The 17,280-nt window shown below is 69.1% G+C and carries 19 protein-coding genes; 3 read left to right on the top strand and 16 right to left on the bottom strand.

Going from position 1 to position 17,280, the window contains the following annotated elements:
• Nucleotides 1-154: 154 nt before the first annotated feature.
• The 3 genes from B3K53_RS06790 to B3K53_RS06780 are packed head-to-tail and all read right to left on the bottom strand — an operon-like array spanning nucleotide 155 to nucleotide 2,626.
• Nucleotides 155-1,603 carry a sensor histidine kinase gene (locus B3K53_RS06790; protein WP_292083405.1) on the bottom strand — a complete coding sequence of 483 codons (1,449 nt, stop codon included), beginning with the start codon at nucleotides 1,601-1,603 and terminating at the stop codon, nucleotides 155-157.
• 3 nt (nucleotides 1,604-1,606) lie between these two features.
• On the bottom strand, nucleotides 1,607-2,287 hold the full coding sequence (locus B3K53_RS06785) for a response regulator transcription factor (protein WP_207825428.1): 681 nt from the start codon (nucleotides 2,285-2,287) through the stop codon (nucleotides 1,607-1,609).
• A complete protein-coding gene (locus B3K53_RS06780; RefSeq protein ID WP_292083404.1) occupies nucleotides 2,288-2,626 on the bottom strand; it encodes a hypothetical protein in 339 nt (112 codons plus the stop codon).
• A 262-nt stretch (nucleotides 2,627-2,888) separates the two neighbouring features.
• On the opposite strand from B3K53_RS06780, the gene B3K53_RS06775 reads away from it, so the two are divergent.
• Nucleotides 2,889-3,263, top strand: coding sequence for a hypothetical protein (locus tag B3K53_RS06775; RefSeq protein WP_292083403.1), 375 nt, complete (start codon nucleotides 2,889-2,891; stop codon nucleotides 3,261-3,263).
• A gap of 267 nt (nucleotides 3,264-3,530) precedes the next feature.
• Here the strand turns inward: B3K53_RS06775 and B3K53_RS06770 are convergent, their stop codons facing one another.
• The 4 genes from B3K53_RS06770 to folP form a co-directional block, all read right to left on the bottom strand.
• On the bottom strand, nucleotides 3,531-4,097 hold the full coding sequence (locus B3K53_RS06770) for a nucleotidyltransferase family protein (protein ID WP_292083402.1): 567 nt from the start codon (nucleotides 4,095-4,097) through the stop codon (nucleotides 3,531-3,533).
• A 225-nt stretch (nucleotides 4,098-4,322) separates the two neighbouring features.
• Entirely contained in the window at nucleotides 4,323-5,120 is a 798-nt protein-coding gene (gene thiD, locus B3K53_RS06765) for a bifunctional hydroxymethylpyrimidine kinase/phosphomethylpyrimidine kinase (RefSeq protein ID WP_292083401.1), read from the bottom strand.
• The gene (locus tag B3K53_RS06760; protein ID WP_292083400.1) at nucleotides 5,117-5,461 is read right to left on the bottom strand and encodes a DMT family transporter; all 345 of its coding nucleotides are present in this window, start codon (nucleotides 5,459-5,461) and stop codon (nucleotides 5,117-5,119) included. Before B3K53_RS06760 ends, thiD begins: the two co-directional genes overlap by 4 nt.
• A gap of 41 nt (nucleotides 5,462-5,502) precedes the next feature.
• Nucleotides 5,503-6,291, bottom strand: a complete 789-nt coding sequence (folP, locus tag B3K53_RS06755; RefSeq protein WP_292083399.1) for a dihydropteroate synthase — start codon at nucleotides 6,289-6,291, stop codon at nucleotides 5,503-5,505.
• Nucleotides 6,292-6,575: 284 nt separating this feature from the next.
• Here folP and B3K53_RS06750 point away from each other — a divergent pair, with 284 nt between their 5' ends.
• Both B3K53_RS06750 and B3K53_RS06745 read left to right on the top strand, forming a co-directional pair.
• A complete protein-coding gene (locus B3K53_RS06750; protein WP_292083398.1) occupies nucleotides 6,576-6,719 on the top strand; it encodes a hypothetical protein in 144 nt (47 codons plus the stop codon).
• Nucleotides 6,720-6,747: 28 nt separating this feature from the next.
• On the top strand, nucleotides 6,748-7,179 hold the full coding sequence (locus tag B3K53_RS06745) for a GreA/GreB family elongation factor (RefSeq protein WP_292083397.1): 432 nt from the start codon (nucleotides 6,748-6,750) through the stop codon (nucleotides 7,177-7,179).
• A gap of 197 nt (nucleotides 7,180-7,376) precedes the next feature.
• Here the strand turns inward: B3K53_RS06745 and B3K53_RS06740 are convergent, their stop codons facing one another.
• From B3K53_RS06740 to tolB, 9 genes are all read right to left on the bottom strand, one after another.
• The gene (locus tag B3K53_RS06740) at nucleotides 7,377-7,679 is read right to left on the bottom strand and encodes a winged helix-turn-helix domain-containing protein (RefSeq protein WP_292034477.1); all 303 of its coding nucleotides are present in this window, start codon (nucleotides 7,677-7,679) and stop codon (nucleotides 7,377-7,379) included.
• A 4-nt stretch (nucleotides 7,680-7,683) separates the two neighbouring features.
• Nucleotides 7,684-8,322: a hypothetical protein gene (locus tag B3K53_RS06735; protein WP_292083396.1), complete on the bottom strand. Its 639-nt coding sequence runs from the start codon at nucleotides 8,320-8,322 to the stop codon at nucleotides 7,684-7,686.
• A gap of 64 nt (nucleotides 8,323-8,386) precedes the next feature.
• Nucleotides 8,387-9,601, bottom strand: a complete 1,215-nt coding sequence (locus tag B3K53_RS06730; protein WP_292083395.1) for an acyltransferase family protein — start codon at nucleotides 9,599-9,601, stop codon at nucleotides 8,387-8,389.
• 279 nt (nucleotides 9,602-9,880) lie between these two features.
• Complete coding sequence (gene ftsH / locus B3K53_RS06725; protein ID WP_292083394.1) at nucleotides 9,881-11,854, bottom strand: ATP-dependent zinc metalloprotease FtsH; 1,974 nt, start codon at nucleotides 11,852-11,854, stop codon at nucleotides 9,881-9,883.
• Nucleotides 11,855-11,896: 42 nt separating this feature from the next.
• Nucleotides 11,897-13,186, bottom strand: coding sequence for a tRNA lysidine(34) synthetase (locus B3K53_RS06720; RefSeq protein WP_292083393.1), 1,290 nt, complete (start codon nucleotides 13,184-13,186; stop codon nucleotides 11,897-11,899).
• A gap of 113 nt (nucleotides 13,187-13,299) precedes the next feature.
• Nucleotides 13,300-14,142: a tetratricopeptide repeat protein gene (locus tag B3K53_RS06715; protein ID WP_292083392.1), complete on the bottom strand. Its 843-nt coding sequence runs from the start codon at nucleotides 14,140-14,142 to the stop codon at nucleotides 13,300-13,302.
• 56 nt (nucleotides 14,143-14,198) lie between these two features.
• Entirely contained in the window at nucleotides 14,199-15,350 is a 1,152-nt protein-coding gene (locus B3K53_RS06710; protein ID WP_292083391.1) for a DUF3667 domain-containing protein, read from the bottom strand.
• 109 nt (nucleotides 15,351-15,459) lie between these two features.
• Nucleotides 15,460-16,014, bottom strand: coding sequence for a peptidoglycan-associated lipoprotein Pal (gene pal, locus B3K53_RS06705; RefSeq protein ID WP_292083390.1), 555 nt, complete (start codon nucleotides 16,012-16,014; stop codon nucleotides 15,460-15,462).
• Nucleotides 16,015-16,166: 152 nt separating this feature from the next.
• On the bottom strand, nucleotides 16,167-17,280 hold a 1,114-nt coding region (tolB, locus tag B3K53_RS06700; RefSeq protein WP_292083389.1), incomplete at its 5' end, for a Tol-Pal system beta propeller repeat protein TolB.

The following is a 17,280-nucleotide window of genomic DNA, read 5'->3' as shown; positions in this document are numbered from 1 at the left end:
TCTCATCGATCCAACGTCCATTGTGAGAGCTTGAGCAAGTCCCGGCGGATGATCGCTTGCCCCCAATTCTCCTGACTACCTTAATTTATTGATCGCCATGATCGCTAACCACCCCTAGCGGACACCCGACACGCCCGCTTCCAGCCTCAGCTCCTCATCCCTCCGCCGCCGGCAGTTCCAGCAGCACCTTCAGCCCGCCCATGTCGCTGTCGGCCAGGGTGACGCGGCCGCCATAGGCGCGGGTCAGGTCCTCGACGATGGACAGGCCCAGGCCGGTGCCCGGCGTGTCCTCGTCCATCCGCGTGCCGCGCTTCAGGGCAGCGTCGCGCTGGTCGGCGGGCAGGCCGGGGCCGTCGTCCTCGACCACCACGATCATCTGGCCGGGGATCGAAGCGCCGGCTGAAATCCGCACCCGGCGCCGGCACCACTTGGCGGCGTTCTCGATCAGGTTGCCAAAGATTTCCTGCAGGTCCTGACGCTCGCCCAGGAAGGCCAGGTCGTCCGGCGCGCGCCAGTCGATCTCGACCCCCTTGGTCTCGAACACCCGCTCCAGCATGACGGCCAGCTCGTCCAGCACCTCGCCCACCGGCGTGGTTTCGCCCAGACCATGGGCGGCGCGGGCGGCGGCGCGGGCGCGGCGCAGGTGGTGGTCGACCTGGTCCTGCATGACCCGCGTCTGCTTGCGCACCATGTCGGGCAGGACGCCCTCGCTGGTCCCCGCCTCAGCCAGCATGACCGCCAGCGGCGTCTTCAGCGCATGGGCCAGGTTGCCGACGTGGGTGCGCTGGCGCTCCACCGTCTCCTGGTTGTGGGTCAGCAGCCGGTTCACCTGTTCGGCCAGGGGCTGGATCTCCAGCGGATAGACCCCCTCGACCCGGTGCGAGCGGCCCTTGCGCACGTCTGAAATCTCGTCGCGCAGGTCGAACAGGGGGCGCAGACCGACCCGCACCTGAATAAAGACCGCCGAGACCAGACCCGCCCCCAGCAGCAGCATGGCCACCCAGGTCACGGTGGCGAACTGGCGCGTGTCGGCGTCGATGTCCGAGCGGTCGACCCCGGCGAAGAAGACGATCGGCGCGGTCCGCCCCGGAAGTTGCTTCATGCTGGCGGCGATGCGCAGGGGCTCGCCCTTGGGGCCGTCCTCGGCGTTGTAGCTGATGGTCTGGCCGAAGGCTTCGCGCAGCCGCTCATCCAGATCCGGCGCATATTCCAGATCGGCCCGCCCCAGAGAGGCGGATCGCGCCACCACCTGCAGCCGTCCGTCGCGGCCCGGCTCGGCCACCATCCAGTACTTGCCGGACAGCAGGCGCTCGGTGCGCGCATCGCGGATTTCGCCGACGAAGACCTCGCCCTCGGGGGTTATGCTGGCGGCCACCACCGCCTCGTCGATGGTGTCGCCCAGCATGTTGCCCAGCCGCCGCAGCGCCGATTCCTGAAACACCGAGGTCAGCACCACGCCGGTGACCACAAGCGCCACCAGAATCCAGGCCGAGGCCAGCCAGATCAGGCGCCGCGTCAGCGACTTGCCCGGTCGCCCCAGCCAGCGGCCCCATTCGTTCCCGTGCGGCTTGGCGGGCGCTTCAACCGCCCCGGCGTCGGTCACGGATCAGGCCGCGTCGCTCTCGCCGGCCAGCGGCGACAGGCGATAGCCCAGGCCGCGCACCGTCTCGATCCGGTCCGAACCGATCTTCTTCCTCAGGCGTCCGACGAAGACCTCGATGGTGTTGGAGTCGCGGTCGAAGTCCTGATCATACAGATGCTCGACCAGCTCGGTGCGGCTGATGACCCGCCCCTGATGCATCATCATGTAGTGCAGCAGGCGGTATTCCAGCGACGTCAGGCGCAGCGGCTCGCCGTTCACCGTCGCCCGCGCCGCGCGCGGGTCCAGACGCAGGCCGCCGCAGGTCAGGGTCGCCGCCGCATGGCCGGCCGAGCGGCGCAGCAGGGCGCGCAGGCGGGCCAGCAGCTCCTCGGTGTGGAAGGGCTTGGTCAGATAGTCGTCGGCCCCGGCGTCGAAGCCCGCCACCTTGTCCGACCAGGCGCCGCGCGCCGTCAGGATCAGCACCGGCGTGGCTTTACCCTCACGGCGCCAGCGCTCCAGCACCGACACCCCGTCGATCTTGGGCAGGCCCAGATCCAGCACCACCACGTCATAGGGTTCGGTGTCGCCCAGGAACCAGGCTTCCTCGCCGTCGGGGGCGTGATCGACAGCGTAGCCGGCGTCGGAAAGGGCGGTCTTCAGCTGGCGCGACAGATCGACGTCGTCCTCGACAAGCAGCACCCGCATTCAGTCGTCTCCGCGAACCCGGCCGGACCGGCCGTCAACCTGTATGTCCGACACGCGTCCGCCCGGATATTCCCAGCGCACCACATAGTCGCCGCCGCGCTCCTGCACGCCCAGCATCCGGCCGGGACGGTTGGACTGGACCCGCCGGGCGACATCGCCGGGGTCTGCGCGCGGCGCCGAGCGGGGCGCATCACGCAGCCCCTGGCCCGGATAGTTCCGGGGCTGCTCGCGACGGTCCTCGTCGCGGTCCCGGTCGCGGCCGCGCGACTGGGCCGCCGCGTCCGTCAGGGGGACGAGGGCGATCAGGCCGGCCAGCAGGAGGGCTCGAATACGCATCATGGTTTGTCTTCTAGACAGGGGCCTCTGAACGGGGGCTGAACGCAGTCTATCGCTGTTCATCCGGACAAGGAACGCACGCGCGCGGATTCTCCGTCGCTGTCGCCCATATGCGACTTGGCCGCGCATGTGGATGAAGATGAAGAACTTCTCATGCTGATGAACGCAGTCTGAAACGCGTCGTTCAGATGCGGCTCAGCCGCCGGGTGGTCTTTTGGGGTCAACGCAGCCGATCCGGTTGCGACGAACCGAAGGAGCCAAGACCATGAAGAAGCTGCTGATCCCCGCCCTGGCCGTCGCCGTCGCCTCGGCCGCCCTGCCCGCCGCCGCCCAGTCGTACGACCGTCATGGTCCCTCGCGCGGCCACGGCTACGAACAAAACTACGGCGGCTGGAACTCGATTTCCCAGCGCAAGCACAACCTGGATCGCCGCATCGATCAGGGCATTCGCAACCACCAGCTCAGCCGCCGCGAAGCCTCGCGTCTGCAGGACGAGTTGAACAGCCTGGTCCGTCTGGAGCGCAGCTACATGCGCGGCGGCCTGACCCGCTGGGAGCGCGAGGACCTGGATCGTCGCTACGACCGCCTGTCGGCCAAGGTCCGCTATGAGCGCAACGACTACAACGGCCGTCGCCACTGACGGCTGAGCGGGAACCGGGCCTCATCCCTCCCTGTCCGAGGCCCGACCGAGGGGCGCGATCCGCAAGGGTCGCGCCCTTTTCGTACACGCCCTTCTCCCCTTGAGGGAGAAGGTGGCTCGCGCAGCGAGGCGGATGAGGGGTGCAAACGCCGCCCATCCGCTGAAGCCCCCCCGCCGAACGCCATAGACAACCACCCAACCGCGCCGCCGACACCCCTCATCCGAGCGCCTCCGGCGCCCACCTTCTCCCTCAAGGGGAGAAGGACGTCAGACAATCACCGTGATTTCAGGCCAGCGCCCGCGCGCGCTGGCGACCACCTTGTCCCAGCCCCTGGCCAGGCCGCGCACGGGGTTGGGCCTGATCACCATGTCGAAGACGTCCTGCAGGCCATAGGGGGCGGCCACGCTGATCGTGTCGTCCTTCTCCAGCCGCACGGCCAGAGCGAAGGCCGGGGCCACGAACTGGGCCGGGGCGTCGTCGGTGCAGGTCAGGGGCGCATAGGGCTCGCCGAACTTGCTCTCGAACCACAGATGCACCCGCGCCTGATTGCGCACCTCGACCAGATCGCGGAACGGCGGCTCGAAGGCGGCGGCGACCCGCTTGATGACGACGTCCTCGGCGTCCCACGAGGTGTCCGGGTCGAAATAGCCGATGTCATAGTCCTTGATCCCATAGCCGACGGGCCGCCCTGTCCGGTCGTTCCACACGCCCTGATAGACGGCGCCGGAAAACAGCCGCCAGTCCGGCAGGTCCAGGTCCCGCATTACAGTCAGCACATGCATCAGCGCCGGGTCGGCGCGGACGATCTCGATCAGTCGGGTCTCAAGGCTCATGGGGCGGCAGAGACGGCGATTCCAACGCCCCGCCAAGCCCTTCCCCCCTCCCCTTCTCCCCTTGAGGGAGGAGGTGGCAGGCGAAGCCTGACGGATGAGGGGTGTGAGCGCCTCGCATCCGATGAAGGTCGCCATGCCCGGCCGACCCAACTCCTAGCCGTCGCGCCGACACCCCTCATCCGAGCGCCTGCGGCGCCCACCTTCTCCCTCAAGGGGAGAAGGGCTTCAGCGGATCGGCCAGCCGTGGTCCAGCGGCCCATGCCCCTGGCCCAGGCCCGGCGCGCGGCGGATGGCCTCGGCCACATAGGCCCAGGCCTCGGCCACGGCGGTTTGCAGCGGCAGGCCCTTTGCGATCCCGGCGGCGCAGGCGCTGGCCAGGGTGCAGCCGGTGCCGTGGGTATGGCGCGTGTCGATGCGTTCGCTCTCCAGCACCGTCTCGCCGTCTCGGGTCAGCAGCAGGTCGACCACCGTCTCGCCCGGCACATGCCCGCCCTTCATCAGCACCGCCCGCGCGCCCATCGCCAGCAGGGCCTCGCCGGCCCGGCGCTGCCCGTCCAGGTCGGCCACGGCGATCCCGGTCAGAGCCTCGGCCTCGGGCGCATTGGGGGTCAGCAGGGCCGCGCGCGGCACCATCAACCGCCGCACCGCCTCGACCGCGCGATCCTCCAGCAGGGGCGAGCCGCCCTTGGCGATCATCACGGGGTCCACCACCGTCGGCACATTGTCGGCGTAGTCGATCAGCCCCGCCACCGCCTCGACCACCTCGACCGAGCCCAGCATCCCGGTCTTCAGGGCGTCGGCCCCGATGTCGTCCAGCACGGCTTTCGCCTGTGCCTCGATCACGTCGATCGGCAGGGGATAGACGCCGTGAACCCCCAGGGTGTTCTGGATGGTGACGGCCGTGATCGCCGTAGCGGCGAACCCGCCCAGCATGGTCACCGCCTTGATGTCGGCCTGGATGCCGGCGCCCCCGCCGGAATCAGACCCCGCGAGAATAAGAACTCGACCCTTGGCTTCGCTCACGCCGCCGCTCCCGAAAACAACTTCAACCCGACGATGCCCGCCACGATCAACAGGATGCAGACCGCCCGCACCGCCGTCGCCGGCTCGCCATAGACCAGGACCCCGACCGTCGCCGCGCCCACGGCGCCGATGCCGGTCCATACCGCATAGGCCGTGCCCACCGGCAGCTTCTGCGTGGCGATCCACAGCCCGACCATGCTGGCCACCAGGGCCGCGGCTACGCCCAGCGACAACAGAGGCCGCTGCACGCCCACATACTTGATGCCCGAAGCCCACATGACCTCGAACAGACCGGCGACGATCAGCACCGCCCACGGATTGATTGACAACAGCCAGGACATGGCCGCTGCATGACCCAGCGGCCGCCCCGGGGCAACCGGTTTCAGCCTGCCTTCGCCACCGCCGCCTGCAGCTTCAGCGCCTGAACCGTCTCGCGCACGTCGTGGACGCGCACCATCTTCGCTCCGCGCCGGGCCCCCTCCAGCGCCAGGGCCAGCGAGCCGCCCAGCCGGTCGGTCGCCTCCACCGCGCTCGCATCGACACCCTGAATAGTCCGCTTGCGGCTGGCGGCGTACAGCACCGGGAAGCCCAGTTCGACCAGAGCCTCCAGCCGCGCTGTCAGCATCAGATTGTGCGCCGTCGTCTTGGCGAAGCCGACGCCGGGATCCAGCCAGATCTTCTCGCGCGCCACCCCCGCCTTCATCGCCGCCTCGGCCCGCGCCGCCAGATGGGCGACCACCTCGGCGACCACATCGTCATAGCGCGGGTCGTCCTGCATGGTCTTGGGTTCGCCCTTCATGTGCATCAGCACCACCTCGCAGCCCAGTTCGGCCGCCGTCGTCAGGCTGTCGGGGTCGTGCATCAGGGCCGTCACGTCGTTCCACATCGTCGCGCCCGCCCGGACCGCGGCCCGCGCCACCCCCGGCTTCATGGTGTCGATGCTGATCACCCCGTCCCAACGCGCCCGGATGGCGGTGATCAGCGGCAGGACGCGGGCGATCTCCTCGTCCTCGCTGACCGGGTCCGAGCCCGGCCGCGTGCTCTCGCCGCCGATGTCCAGCATGTCGGCCCCCTGTTCGATCAGCCGCAGCGCATAGGCCAGCGCCGCCTCGCGCGTGTCGTGCCGCCCGCCGTCCGAAAAGCTGTCGGGCGTCACGTTGACGATACCCATGACTAGCGGCGGCTTCACGAGGGATTGAAGGTCCATGCGACAAGAACTCCCGGGGCGCCGGTTTGACTTTCCGCGCGCTGAGGCTCAGCCTCTAGCCACTATGGAACGTTTCGTCAGCCAGGCTCGACGCCTCACCCACGCGGGTCGCCGCGTCGAAGGCATCTAACCCGTAGCGGCCAGCCTGCGCTGTCGCCCGCTACGGGGCGCGTCGCTTCGCTTTTTTCCCTAGTCTTCAACCCATCAGGATCGCGTTCGCCTCACCGGCGCCCGTGAGCACGCCTGCCATGACCCACCGTCAAGACGATTCCGTCGCGCCCCCGCGCGGCGCCGACATCCTGCCCTTCCCCGGCCGCCGCCCTGCGCCGACCCCGACGCCGCCTGCCCCGGAGGCAGACGACGGCGACGACGACGGCCCCTCGGCCGCCTGATTTTTTCCACTCAACATCGAGACCCGACATGACCACCGCCAAACCCCGCGGCCGCCCTCCGGCCCTGCCCGCCATCGTCCTCAGCCGCGCGGACTTCGACGCCCTGGACCGTCTGGTCGGCGACCTGCCCGGCACAGGCCCCGCCGGCCTGCTGCAACAGGAACTGGACCGCGCCGAGGTCTGCGACGACGCCGACATGCCGCGCGACGTGGTCGGCCTGAACCGCTGGCTGCACTATGCCGACGACCGCCACCCCGAGGTGCGCCGCGTCCAGCTGGTCCTGCCGCGCGAGGCCGACATCGACGCCGGCCGCGTCTCCATCCTGTCGCACGTCGGCGCCGGCCTCATCGGCCTGAAAGAAGGCCAGTCCATCGTCTGGCCCGACCCCTCGGGTGAGACCCGCCAGCTGACGCCCGTCCTGATCGAGGACGAAGACCCCATCGAGGCCGCCGCCCACTGAAAGTCCTTGCGCCGCTAACCCCCTTCTCCCCCTGTGGGAGAAGGGGGGCGCCGGAGGCGCTCGGATGAGGGGTGTCGGCGCAGCGTCTGACCGTCGATCAATCCCGTGTGCTGCGGACTTCGTCGGATAGGCGGCGCTCGCACCCCTCATCCGTCAGGCCCGCCTGCCACCTTCTCCCTCAAGGGGAGAAGGGAAGCCTACTTCCGCCCGATCAACCCGCCCAGGGCGTCCAGATAGGCCGCGAACGCCGCCCGACCTTCCGGCGTGATGGCGATGCGCGTCAGGGGCTTGTTGTTCACGAAGCTCTTGCTGATGGCGACATAGCCCGCCTCTTCCAGCTTCTTCAGGTGGACCGACAGATTGCCCTGGGTCGCCTCCAGCACGGTCTTCAGCTCGGTGAAGTCCGCCGCCTCGACGTCGGCCAGATAGACCATGATCCCCAGCCGCATGCGGCCGTGGATGACCTCGTCGATCCGTCCAAAGTCGTCCGCCAGACCCATGGCGTCAGGCGGCCTTGGCGCCCGCGCGGGCGTCCCGGAACAGGGCCCAGCCCGGCAGGGCGAACAGCAGGAAGAGGGCCACGGTGCAGACGCCCAGATAGGCCACCGGCTGACGCACCAGCACGCCCAGGGCCACCGCCGTCACCCACCCGCCCAGCGACACCGCCAGCATCCAGCCCTTCTTCTTCAGCACCCAGGCCACATACCAGGCCGCCGCCTGCAGGGCGAAGACGATGGCGGCGTAATAGAGCCAGACGGCGAAATCCTGGTCCCGCACGGCCCCCACGCCGAAGACGATGATCACGGCGGCGTTGGCCATGCCGGTGGCGCTGAAGGCGGCCGAGGTCACCCGCGTCGCCAGTGGCCCCCGGTTGGACGTCCCGGCCTTGCGGTCCTTCAGAACGGCCCAGGTCAGGACCGCCAGAAAGGCCACGGTTATGCCGACGACGAAGATCAGATTGGCCAGGTCGGGCCAACGGATCAGGCCGACCACCTGGCCGACGTGGAACAGGCACTGCAGGCCGTACAGCAGCCCCCCCGCCAGATAACAGACGGCCAGGGTCATCGACGGTCGCCCATTGCCCTCCACGATCGAGCGCATGAAGGCGAGGTCGGCTTCGGGCGTGCGGGACTTGTCGGTCATCGGGTGATTCCTGGCGCGACGCGGCTGCCCCCTTCGGATGGACGCAGCCGCCAAGGTTGGCAAGCTATTCGGCGGCGAGCGGGATGCTGACGCGCGCCCGACGCCACGGCACGCGCCGCCCGTTCAGCCAGCGCCCGATGAAGCCGTGGCGCACCATCAGTTCATAGCTGGCCAGGCAGACGGCCATGACCCCGACCACGACGATCGCCAGCTTGACCGGCCAGACCAGCGGCCAGTCCTTCACCACCACCTGGGCCGCCATCACAAGCGGCAGATGGACGATGTAGATCCAGTAAGAGGCGTCGGCCAGATAGCGCCTCAGGGTGCTGTGGCCCGACCAGAACCTCAGCGCCAGACCGACCACCGCGAACACCGAGGCATAGGTCGCCACGCCGAAGGCCGCCGCCGTCATGGCCTTGGCCGCCGGGTCGGTCATCGGCGTCAGGACCGGCGTCGGCCCGCCCGACAGCATCAGGGCCGTCGTCCCCGCGCCCAGGGCCAGCCCCAGCCAGACCGGGGTCCAGACCTCCATCCGCTTCAGCAGGTCGCGCCGACGGTCCAGCAGCACGCCTACGCCGAAGGCCAGACCGAAGCCGATCAGGGCCGAGGTCTCGGGAACCAGTCCCGCATCCGGCGTCGGAATGCCGAAGAAGGCGATCCAGTTCGGCTCGAACCACAGAGAGACCGCCAGCGGCGCGCCCAGAATGAAAGGCCCCCACGGCGTGATCAGTCCACCAGCCAGCCGGTCCAGCCCTCGTCCGAGACGCCCAGCCCGATCCAGTCGGGCGACGACGGCCTGCCCGATCACCAGGGCGGCGTAGAACCACAGCAGCACCCACAGGAACCACAGATGGGTCAGGGGGATATTGGTCCAGTCATAGGTCGGCGGCGGCGGGGCGTCGGCCGCCGTCAGCCCCAACAGCGAAGCGTTCCAGATCAGCACCGCCACAATCCCCGCCAGCACCGGCCCCCAGAAGGCCGCCAGCGGCCCGGCGATGCGGATCAGCCGGTCCTTGATAAAGCCGGCCCTACCGCGTCGCTTCAGCATCATGTGGCCGAACAGCCCCGCGATCAGGAAGAAGCTGCCCATGCGGAACAGGTGGATGACGAAGAAGAGCCCGCTGGCCCAGACCGACTTCTGGTCGTCGGCCACGATCCAGATCTGCGCGGGAAAGAAGGACAGGGTCGCGTGCAGCACCACCCCCAGCAGCAGGGCCGCGCCCCGCAGCCCGTCGAGGCCGTGGAGGCGCTCGGTTTGATCGAATTGGGATGCCGTCATGGCGTCCTCCTGTTTCGGATAACGCCATATTTCACAGACTAGTCTAAATTACAAACTAATCTGTTTAAAGACTTTCCGCTCATCCCCGCGGAGGCGGGGACCCAGTGAGAGCTTCGGACGCCGAGTTGGGGTAGCGGCGCCTTGTTCGGCCAACGGAGGGCGCTGGAGGCCAGAGCACTGGATCCCAGCCTCCGCGGGGATGAGCGGGCAAGAAAGGACGCACGAAAAAGGGGCGAGCCTCGCGGCCCGCCCCTCATCCTTTTCAGCCCGTCCGAAAGATCAGACGGTCGGCACGCTCGTCGTCGGCGCGGCGGCGGGCTCCGACGGCTTGGCCGTCTCGACCTCGGTTCCGTCCGAGACCGGCGTCACCGGCACCGAGACCGACGGGCCGGCCACCGTGTCATTGGCGTCGTCGCGGTTCGGAACCTGCCCCTTCTCCAGCAGGTCGCGGATCTCGTCGCCCGACAGGGTCTCGTACTCCAGCAGGGCCTGGGACAGCTTCTCGTGGTCCCCGGCCTTGTCGGTCAGGATGCGGCGCGCCTCGTCCCAGCCTTCGGTGACGATGCGACGGACTTCCTCGTCGATGATCCGGGCGGTCTCTTCGGAGACATTCTGGCTGCGCGACACCGAGTGGCCGAGGAAGACCTCGCCCTGGTTCTCGCCATAGGCCACCGTGCCCAGCTTTTCGGAGAAGCCCCAGCGCGTAACCATGGCCCGCGCCAGCTTCGTCGCCTGCTCGATATCCGAACTGGCGCCCGAAGTGATGCTCTCAGGACCGAAGATCAGCTCTTCGGCGACCCGTCCGCCCGCCATGATGGCGATGCGGTCGATCATCTGCTGGAACTTCATGGAATAGCGATCGCCTTCCGGCAACTGCATCACCATGCCCAGAGCCTGACCGCGCGGGACGATGGTGGCCTTGTGCACCGGGTCCGCCATCTTGACGTTGATGGCGACGATGGCGTGACCGGCCTCGTGATAGGCGGTCAGGCGGCGCTCTTCGTCGTTCATGGCCATGGACTTCCGTTCGGAGCCCATCATGACCTTGTCCTTGGCGTCCTCGAAGTCGCGGTGCGTCACCATGCGACGGTCCTTGCGGGCCGCCATCAGGGCCGCCTCATTGACCAGATTGGCCAGGTCCGCGCCCGAGAAGCCCGGCGTGCCGCGCGCCAGGGTCTTGACGTTCACGTCAGCGGCCAGGGGCACGTCCTTCATGTGGACGCGCAGGATGCGCTCGCGACCCGAGACATCAGGGTTGGGCACCACGACCTGACGGTCGAAGCGGCCGGGACGCAGCAGGGCCGGATCCAGCACGTCGGGACGGTTGGTCGCCGCGATCAGGATGATGTTCTCGGACGCCTCGAAGCCGTCCATCTCGACCAGCAGTTGGTTCAGCGTCTGCTCGCGCTCGTCGTTGCCGCCGCCGAGGCCCGCGCCACGGTGGCGACCGACGGCGTCGATTTCATCGATGAAGATGATGCAGGGCGCGTTCTTCTTGGCCTGTTCGAACATGTCGCGCACGCGGCTGGCGCCGACGCCGACGAACATCTCGACGAAATCCGAACCCGAGATCGAGAAGAAGGGCACGCCCGCCTCGCCCGCCACCGCGCGCGCCAGCAGGGTCTTGCCGGTGCCGGGAGGGCCGACCAGCAGAGCGCCCTTGGGGATCTTGCCGCCCAAACGCTGGAACTTGCCCGGGTCCTTCAGGAAGTCGACCACCTCCTGCAGCTCGTCCTTGGCCTCATCGACCCCCGCGACGTCGTCGAAGGTCTTGCGGCCCTTATGCTCGGTCAGCAGCTTGGCCTTGGACTTGCCGAAGCCCATGGCGCCTTTGGCCCCGCCCTGCATCCGGTTCATGATGAAGAACCAGAAGGCGATGATCAGGGCCACCGGAAGCAGCAGGCCCAGCAGGCCCGACCACCAGGGCTGGCGCGTGCTCTTCACGTCCACGGCGGCGCCGGCGGCCTGCATCTTGTCGACCAGGTCGATGTTGGGCAGGGGCGTGACGGTCGTGAACTTGCTGTCGTTCTTGTACACGCCCGTGACGGTGTCGCCGCGTACGGTCGCCGTCTTGATCTCCTGGCCGTTGATGGCGGTGATCAGCTGCGAATAGGTGATGGCCTGGGGCCGCGCCGCCGCCGCGCCCTGGGCGCCCGGCATGGCGGGCGTGCCGCCGTTCTGGCTGATCGCGGCATAGACCGCCACCAGACCCAGAAGGATCACGCCCCAGATGGCGAAATTACGCAGGTTCATTCGGTCCTCGGTTCCTCGACGCGCGCCGGGACGCTCCGTCGATCAGCAGTCTTTCCAGGAAAATAGGTCAGTCGGCGGCGTTTCGCCATGCATGGGGTGAAAGAGGTCGGCTTCCTGCGTCGTTTCGCCCAAGGCCAGGCTGAGACGCCGCGCGCCCAGGGCCCGCACCGTCGCCCCGCGCCATGCCAGAATCGGGCCGTCTCCATCGTCCCGAACCAGAACGGGCAAGGCGCCGCGCGCCGCCGCCGGGAGCCCCCCAAGAATGCGCCGATCCGCCTCGGCCAACAGCGCCAACCGCCCGGCCGCCGCCTCGACCCGCCAGCCGCCTTCTCTGGCCGTGATCTCGAAGCGCCCGTCCCAGACGGCCGGAACGCCGGGCGCCAGCGCCACAGGCGCAGGCGGGCGCCGCTTCATCTCCCCCGGCTCGCGCATCAGAAGCACGGTCGCGCCCTCCGCCTCGACCCGCGCCCCCGCCAGGCCCGCGACGAAATCCTCGCCCGCCGCCAGCTTCGCCCGCAGCCGTTCCAGCCGCTCCCCGCGCGGCGGAACCGCGCCGCCCCCCGCGCACAGCAGGGCCGCCGCCAGGGCCGAGCCCGACACGTCGCGGGGGATGTGCAGCACGCCTGCCCAGACGAACGGACCAAGCTCGCTGTCCCGGATCTCATTCTCTCCGTCACCCTCGGGCTTGTCCCGAGGGTCCAGAAACATCCCCCTGGATGCTGATCCGTCGCCGCATGATCCTTCGTCGTCGAGTGTCTGGATCCCCGGCACAGGGCCGGGGATGACGCTGGAAAGGGCGACGGCCGGAACGCCCGCCAGCGCCGCCCGCGCCCGGCTGCGTCCGAACCGCTCATCGGCATTGGCCGGGTCCTCAATCCAACCCTGCCCCCGCGCCCGCAGATCGTCCCGCAGCGCCTCGCGCCGCTCGTCCAGCAGGGACCGCAGCAGCATCAGCCCGCGCCCCTGCGGCCAGACCGGCGACGGCGACCACTCGCGCAACCTGCCGATCGTCGAGCCCCTCGCCCGCATCCAGTCGGCCTCGGCCACGTCGTCCAGCGTGTGGGCCAGCAACACGACCCGCGCCCCCGCCGCCCGCGCCGCCTCGGCGATCAGCCCATGCCGCGCCGCCCGCGCCCGCGCCGTCAGACCCGGCCCGACGACGGGCGCATCCCAGCTCAAGGCGCGCCAATCGGCCCCGACCGCGCGCGCGGCCTCGCCCGCGAACCGGGTCCAGTCCGCGCTTGCAGGATTGAGATGGTGATCCACCGTCAGGGCCAGCAGCCGCCGCCCGCGCGCCCTGGCCCAGTCGGCGACCAGATGCAGCAGGGCCATGGAGTCGCCCCCGCCCGACAGGGCGACCGCGACCGGCTCGTCCCGCTCCGGGTCCAGCCGCGCGTCCAGCCGGGCGAAGACCCGGCCGGTCAGGCTGTCGGCGTCGCCTGGGCTCAGCTGCAGTTCGCCCGCGTGCGCAGTTGCGTGGCGCGGGTCTTCTGCGCCGCCGTGGCCGTGTCGGCGTAGCGGCGGGTGAACTCGTTCAGGGCGCCGCAGGCCTGGGTGGCCCGGTCGGTGGCGCGCAGGGCCTCGGCCAGCTTCAGCGTCGTTTCCGGCGCCCAAGGCGTACGCGGCCAGCCGTTCAGGGCGGCCGCGTAGGCGGGCACGGCGGCGGCGTTGTCGCGGGCGGCGACGTGCAGGTCGCCCAGACGGCTGCTGGCCTCACGCGACTGCGGCGTATTGGGCCAGGTGACGATGACCGTCTCCAGCGCCCGCTGCCCGCGCACGCCGTCGGTGCCCAGCAGGCGCAGCGCCGCCGTCAGGTCCTGGGCCGCATCCCCGGTCGGCGAGTTGGCGACGATCGGCCCGTTCAGCTCGGCCTCTTCCTCGGCCGCCTTTTCGGCGCGCTCGACCCGGCCTTCCAGATCGCGCAGGCGGCGGCTCAGGGCGGCGTTGTCGCGCGTCGCCTCGTCCAGCTGGAAGGTCAGACGCTCGCTGTCGGCGTTCATCCGCTGGAAGGTCTGCTCCACGTCGGCCAGACGGCGGTCCATGATCTGCAGCTGGCCCTGCATGGCCACGACCTCGGGATCAGGCTCGACCAGGACGGGCTGACCGGCGGCGTTCCTCTGGGTCAGGGCGCGCTCCAGACGGCGGACATTGCGGTCCAACTGGTCCAGACGGCGCTTGTCCCACTGGACCGGCTCCATCGGCGCGACCTGGGCCACGACCGCGCCCCCGATCAGGGTCAGGCCGATGGCCGTCAGGGCGGCGGATTTGGAAAAAGGCAGCTTCAGCATGTCTCAAGTCGTCCCATCGATTTGCGGCGCTCGCAAGGCCGGGTTCGAGGCAAAGGTCAGTGGCCGAGGCCCAGATAGATGATCGAGACGATGAACAGGGTCGCCGCGATCTCGCAGAAGATCAGCAGGGCGATCGTCCGCCACAGAGTCGAGAAGATCTTCAGGCTGTAGGCGCCCTTCAGCTGGGCGAACATATGCACCGGCACGATCAGGCTGGCCACAAGTCCCACGGCGGGCCCCGCCCCCTTGATGGTCGTGGCCAGCACCACCACCGCCATCAGCAGCAGCGACATGAAGGTCAGCGAATAGAGGACGAAGACCCCGTGATCGTACAGGGTGAAGCCCCGCTTCCACAGGAACATCAGGGCCACGAAGGGGATCGACAAGGGCACCAGCAGGAAGGCGAACTTGTAGACGGTCTGCTGCAGCTTGTAGAGCGCCAGGTCCGGGTTCTTCAGCTTCTTGGCCACGGTCTTGGTCAGGCCGTTGACCTCGCCGTCCTGGCCCACGTCGGCGGCCAGATCGGCCACCTGCGCCTGCCAGCTCCCGGGCGTCAGGCCGTCCTTGCGGCCCTCGACGGCGTCATGCTCCAGCCGTTCCAGCTTGGCCTTCTCGCTGATCACCCCGGCCTGGGCGGCGGCCAGAACCCCGGCGGCGACCCCGGCCCGCGCCCCGCTGTTGGGCGCAGGCGGCGAACCGTCGGCGGGCTCCATCGCCGCCGTGGCCTCATCGACCTCCTTCTGGGCGGCGGCGACGACCACCTCGGCCTCGGCGATCGCCTCGCGCTGGGCGGCGATCTGCTCCGGCAAGCCCTGCAGCTTCACCTCCGAATGCGGCATGAAGCTGAGCGCGAAGAACATCACGAACAGGGTGAACAGGAACATGGCCAGGGGCGAGACGTAGCGCGTGCGCTTGCCCTGCACCCACTCGCGGGTCAGCCGCCCCGGATTGAGGATCAGCAGCGGCAGGGTCCGCCAGAAGCGGCCGTCGAAATGCATGACCCCGTGCAGCAGTTCTTCGCCCAGATGCAGCAGGGTGCGGTGCACATGGGCCGCCTGACCGCAGTTGGAGCAGAAGTTGCCGCTGACCTCGGCCCCGCAGTCGGCGCAGATCGTGTGATGCTCGCCCGCCTTGCCGGTCGGCTTTTCGATGGCCCCCGCGATGATGCCGCCCGTCATGGCGCCGCCCGCTGCTTCCAGATCAATCACGCAAAGTCCCCCCGGATTCGGCGCGGACTTTGATCCGCTACGCCCTCAAAGAAAAGAGGCGCCGGCTGCAAAGCCGACGCCTCCCTTCATTCTGTCGCTTCCGCGGTGTTTAGCGCGGGGCGCCCGACACGATGGCGGTGTGGGCGTTGCGGTTCTGGGCCCAGGCGCCTTCGTTCGAACCCTCGGCGATCGGACGCTCCTTGCCGAAGCTGATGGTGTCGATGCGGCCGGCGGGGACGCCGCGCTGGATCAGATAGGTGCGGACGGCCTCGGCGCGACGGGCGCCCAGGGCCAGGTTGTATTCACGCGTGCCGCGTTCGTCGGCGTTGCCTTCGATGCGGACCGTGACCTGCGGATAGCGCTGCAGCCAGGCGGCCTGGGCGTCCAGACGCGGCTGGGCTTCCGGGCGCACCGAGTAGGAGTCCAGGTCGAAATAGACGCGGTCGCCGACGTTGACGACGAAGTCCTGCTCCGAGCCCGGCATGGCGGCGCCGACGTTGCCGCCGGTGACGGGGCCGGTCGGGGCGGTCGGGTATTGCGGGCCGGTCGGCTGGGCCGGGGTCGTCGGCACGGCCGGTTCAACCTTGGGCTTGGGCGCGCAGGCGGCCAGGGCGGCGACGGCGGCGCTGACAGTCGCCAGCTTGATCAGGGTCGAGGTGTTCATCGGGTCGTCTCCTTGGTTCGGTCTGAGGACGGCGGCCTCAAGCTTGGCTGTTGTTGCGGTCAGCTAGACTGCGGCGCCGCGTCGCGCCAGACGCGATAACGCACAGTTTATGGGAATGGCTCCGCTCGTGATCGCACGAAGCCGTAAACGGATCAGGCAGGGCAGGAATCCGGCCCCTGCCCGATGCCCAGGCTGGCCGGCGGGGCGTCCAGCAGACCCGACCAGGCCGGGTCCGATCCGCGTCCGTCATAGCCGGCCTGCGCCACCACCCGACCCGACAGGTCGACGGTCCACAGACGCGTGTCGCCGCCCGGGCTCTGGCGCGCAAAGGCGATGTATCGGCCGTTCGGCGCCCAGGACGGGCCTTCCTCGAAATAGCTGGACGACAGGATGCGCTCGCCCGTCCCGTCCGACTTCATGACGCCGATGTGGAAACGTCCGCCCGACTGCTTGGTGAAGGCGATCATGTCGCCGCGCGGGCTCCAGGCCGGGGCCGTATAGATGCCGCCGCCGCGCGAGATCGGCCGCTGGCCCGAGCCGTCGGCCCGCATGGTGTAGAGGCGCGCCGAACCCGAACGGTCCGAGGTGAAGACGATCTGGTTGCCGTCCGGGCTGAACGACGGCGAGGTGTCGATGCCGGGGTCGCTGGTCAGGCGCGACAGCTGGCGCGTGCGCAGGTTCATCACATAGACGTCGGTGTTTCCGCCCCGGATGATCGAGAAGGCCATCTTGGTCCCGTCGTTCGAGAAGCGCGGCGCCAGCACCTGACCGTCGAACTCGCCCAGACTTTCGCGGCGGCCCGTCGACAGGTTGTACAGATAGATGCGGCTGTAGTCCTTGCCGAGCGCCACATAGGTGACCTCGTCCGGGTTGGACGCCGAGAAGCGCGGCGACATGATGATCTCGTCGCCCTGGGTCAGGAAGACGGGGTTGTAGCCGTCCTGATCGACGATGGTCAGACGCGACAGCTTGTTCAGCTGGGTGCCGCTCTCGGACACGAACAGGACGCGCGAGTCAAAGAAGCCCGCCTCGCCCGTCATGCGCTGATAGATGACGTCCGAAATCTTGTGCGCGATCCGGCGCCACTGCTCCGAGGTGGCGGTGAACTGATAGCTGACCAGCTGGCACTGGCGGTACGGATCGTAAAGGCGGAAACCCACGTCCACCCGCCCGTCGGCGCGCGGCGTCACCCCGCCGTACAGCACCGCCCGCGCCCCGGTCGAGGCCCACTGGGGGAAGTTCGGCGCATTGGCCAGGGTCAGCCCG

Source organism: Brevundimonas sp. UBA7506, from assembly GCF_002479495.1.
Lineage (GTDB): Bacteria > Pseudomonadota > Alphaproteobacteria > Caulobacterales > Caulobacteraceae > Brevundimonas.
The sequence above is the reverse complement of the archived record's forward strand: the minus strand, read 5'-3'. Positions and strand labels throughout refer to the sequence as shown.

Coding starts and splice junctions, on each gene's coding strand:
- pal (WP_292083390.1), bottom strand. CDS start 16,014: ATGAACACCTCGACCCTGATCAAGCTGGCGACTGTCAGCGCCGCCGTC.
- B3K53_RS06745 (WP_292083397.1), top strand. CDS start 6,748: ATGACCACCGCCAAACCCCGCGGCCGCCCTCCGGCCCTGCCCGCCATC.
- B3K53_RS06775 (WP_292083403.1), top strand. CDS start 2,889: ATGAAGAAGCTGCTGATCCCCGCCCTGGCCGTCGCCGTCGCCTCGGCC.
- B3K53_RS06730 (WP_292083395.1), bottom strand. CDS start 9,601: ATGACGGCATCCCAATTCGATCAAACCGAGCGCCTCCACGGCCTCGAC.
- B3K53_RS06740 (WP_292034477.1), bottom strand. CDS start 7,679: ATGGGTCTGGCGGACGACTTTGGACGGATCGACGAGGTCATCCACGGC.
- folP (WP_292083399.1), bottom strand. CDS start 6,291: ATGGGTATCGTCAACGTGACGCCCGACAGCTTTTCGGACGGCGGGCGG.
- B3K53_RS06770 (WP_292083402.1), bottom strand. CDS start 4,097: ATGAGCCTTGAGACCCGACTGATCGAGATCGTCCGCGCCGACCCGGCG.
- ftsH (WP_292083394.1), bottom strand. CDS start 11,854: ATGAACCTGCGTAATTTCGCCATCTGGGGCGTGATCCTTCTGGGTCTG.
- B3K53_RS06760 (WP_292083400.1), bottom strand. CDS start 5,461: ATGTCCTGGCTGTTGTCAATCAATCCGTGGGCGGTGCTGATCGTCGCC.
- B3K53_RS06750 (WP_292083398.1), top strand. CDS start 6,576: ATGACCCACCGTCAAGACGATTCCGTCGCGCCCCCGCGCGGCGCCGAC.
- B3K53_RS06715 (WP_292083392.1), bottom strand. CDS start 14,142: ATGCTGAAGCTGCCTTTTTCCAAATCCGCCGCCCTGACGGCCATCGGC.
- B3K53_RS06780 (WP_292083404.1), bottom strand. CDS start 2,626: ATGATGCGTATTCGAGCCCTCCTGCTGGCCGGCCTGATCGCCCTCGTC.
- B3K53_RS06735 (WP_292083396.1), bottom strand. CDS start 8,322: ATGACCGACAAGTCCCGCACGCCCGAAGCCGACCTCGCCTTCATGCGC.
- B3K53_RS06720 (WP_292083393.1), bottom strand. CDS start 13,186: ATGGCCCTGCTGCATCTGGTCGCCGACTGGGCCAGGGCGCGCGGGCGG.
- B3K53_RS06785 (WP_207825428.1), bottom strand. CDS start 2,287: ATGCGGGTGCTGCTTGTCGAGGACGACGTCGATCTGTCGCGCCAGCTG.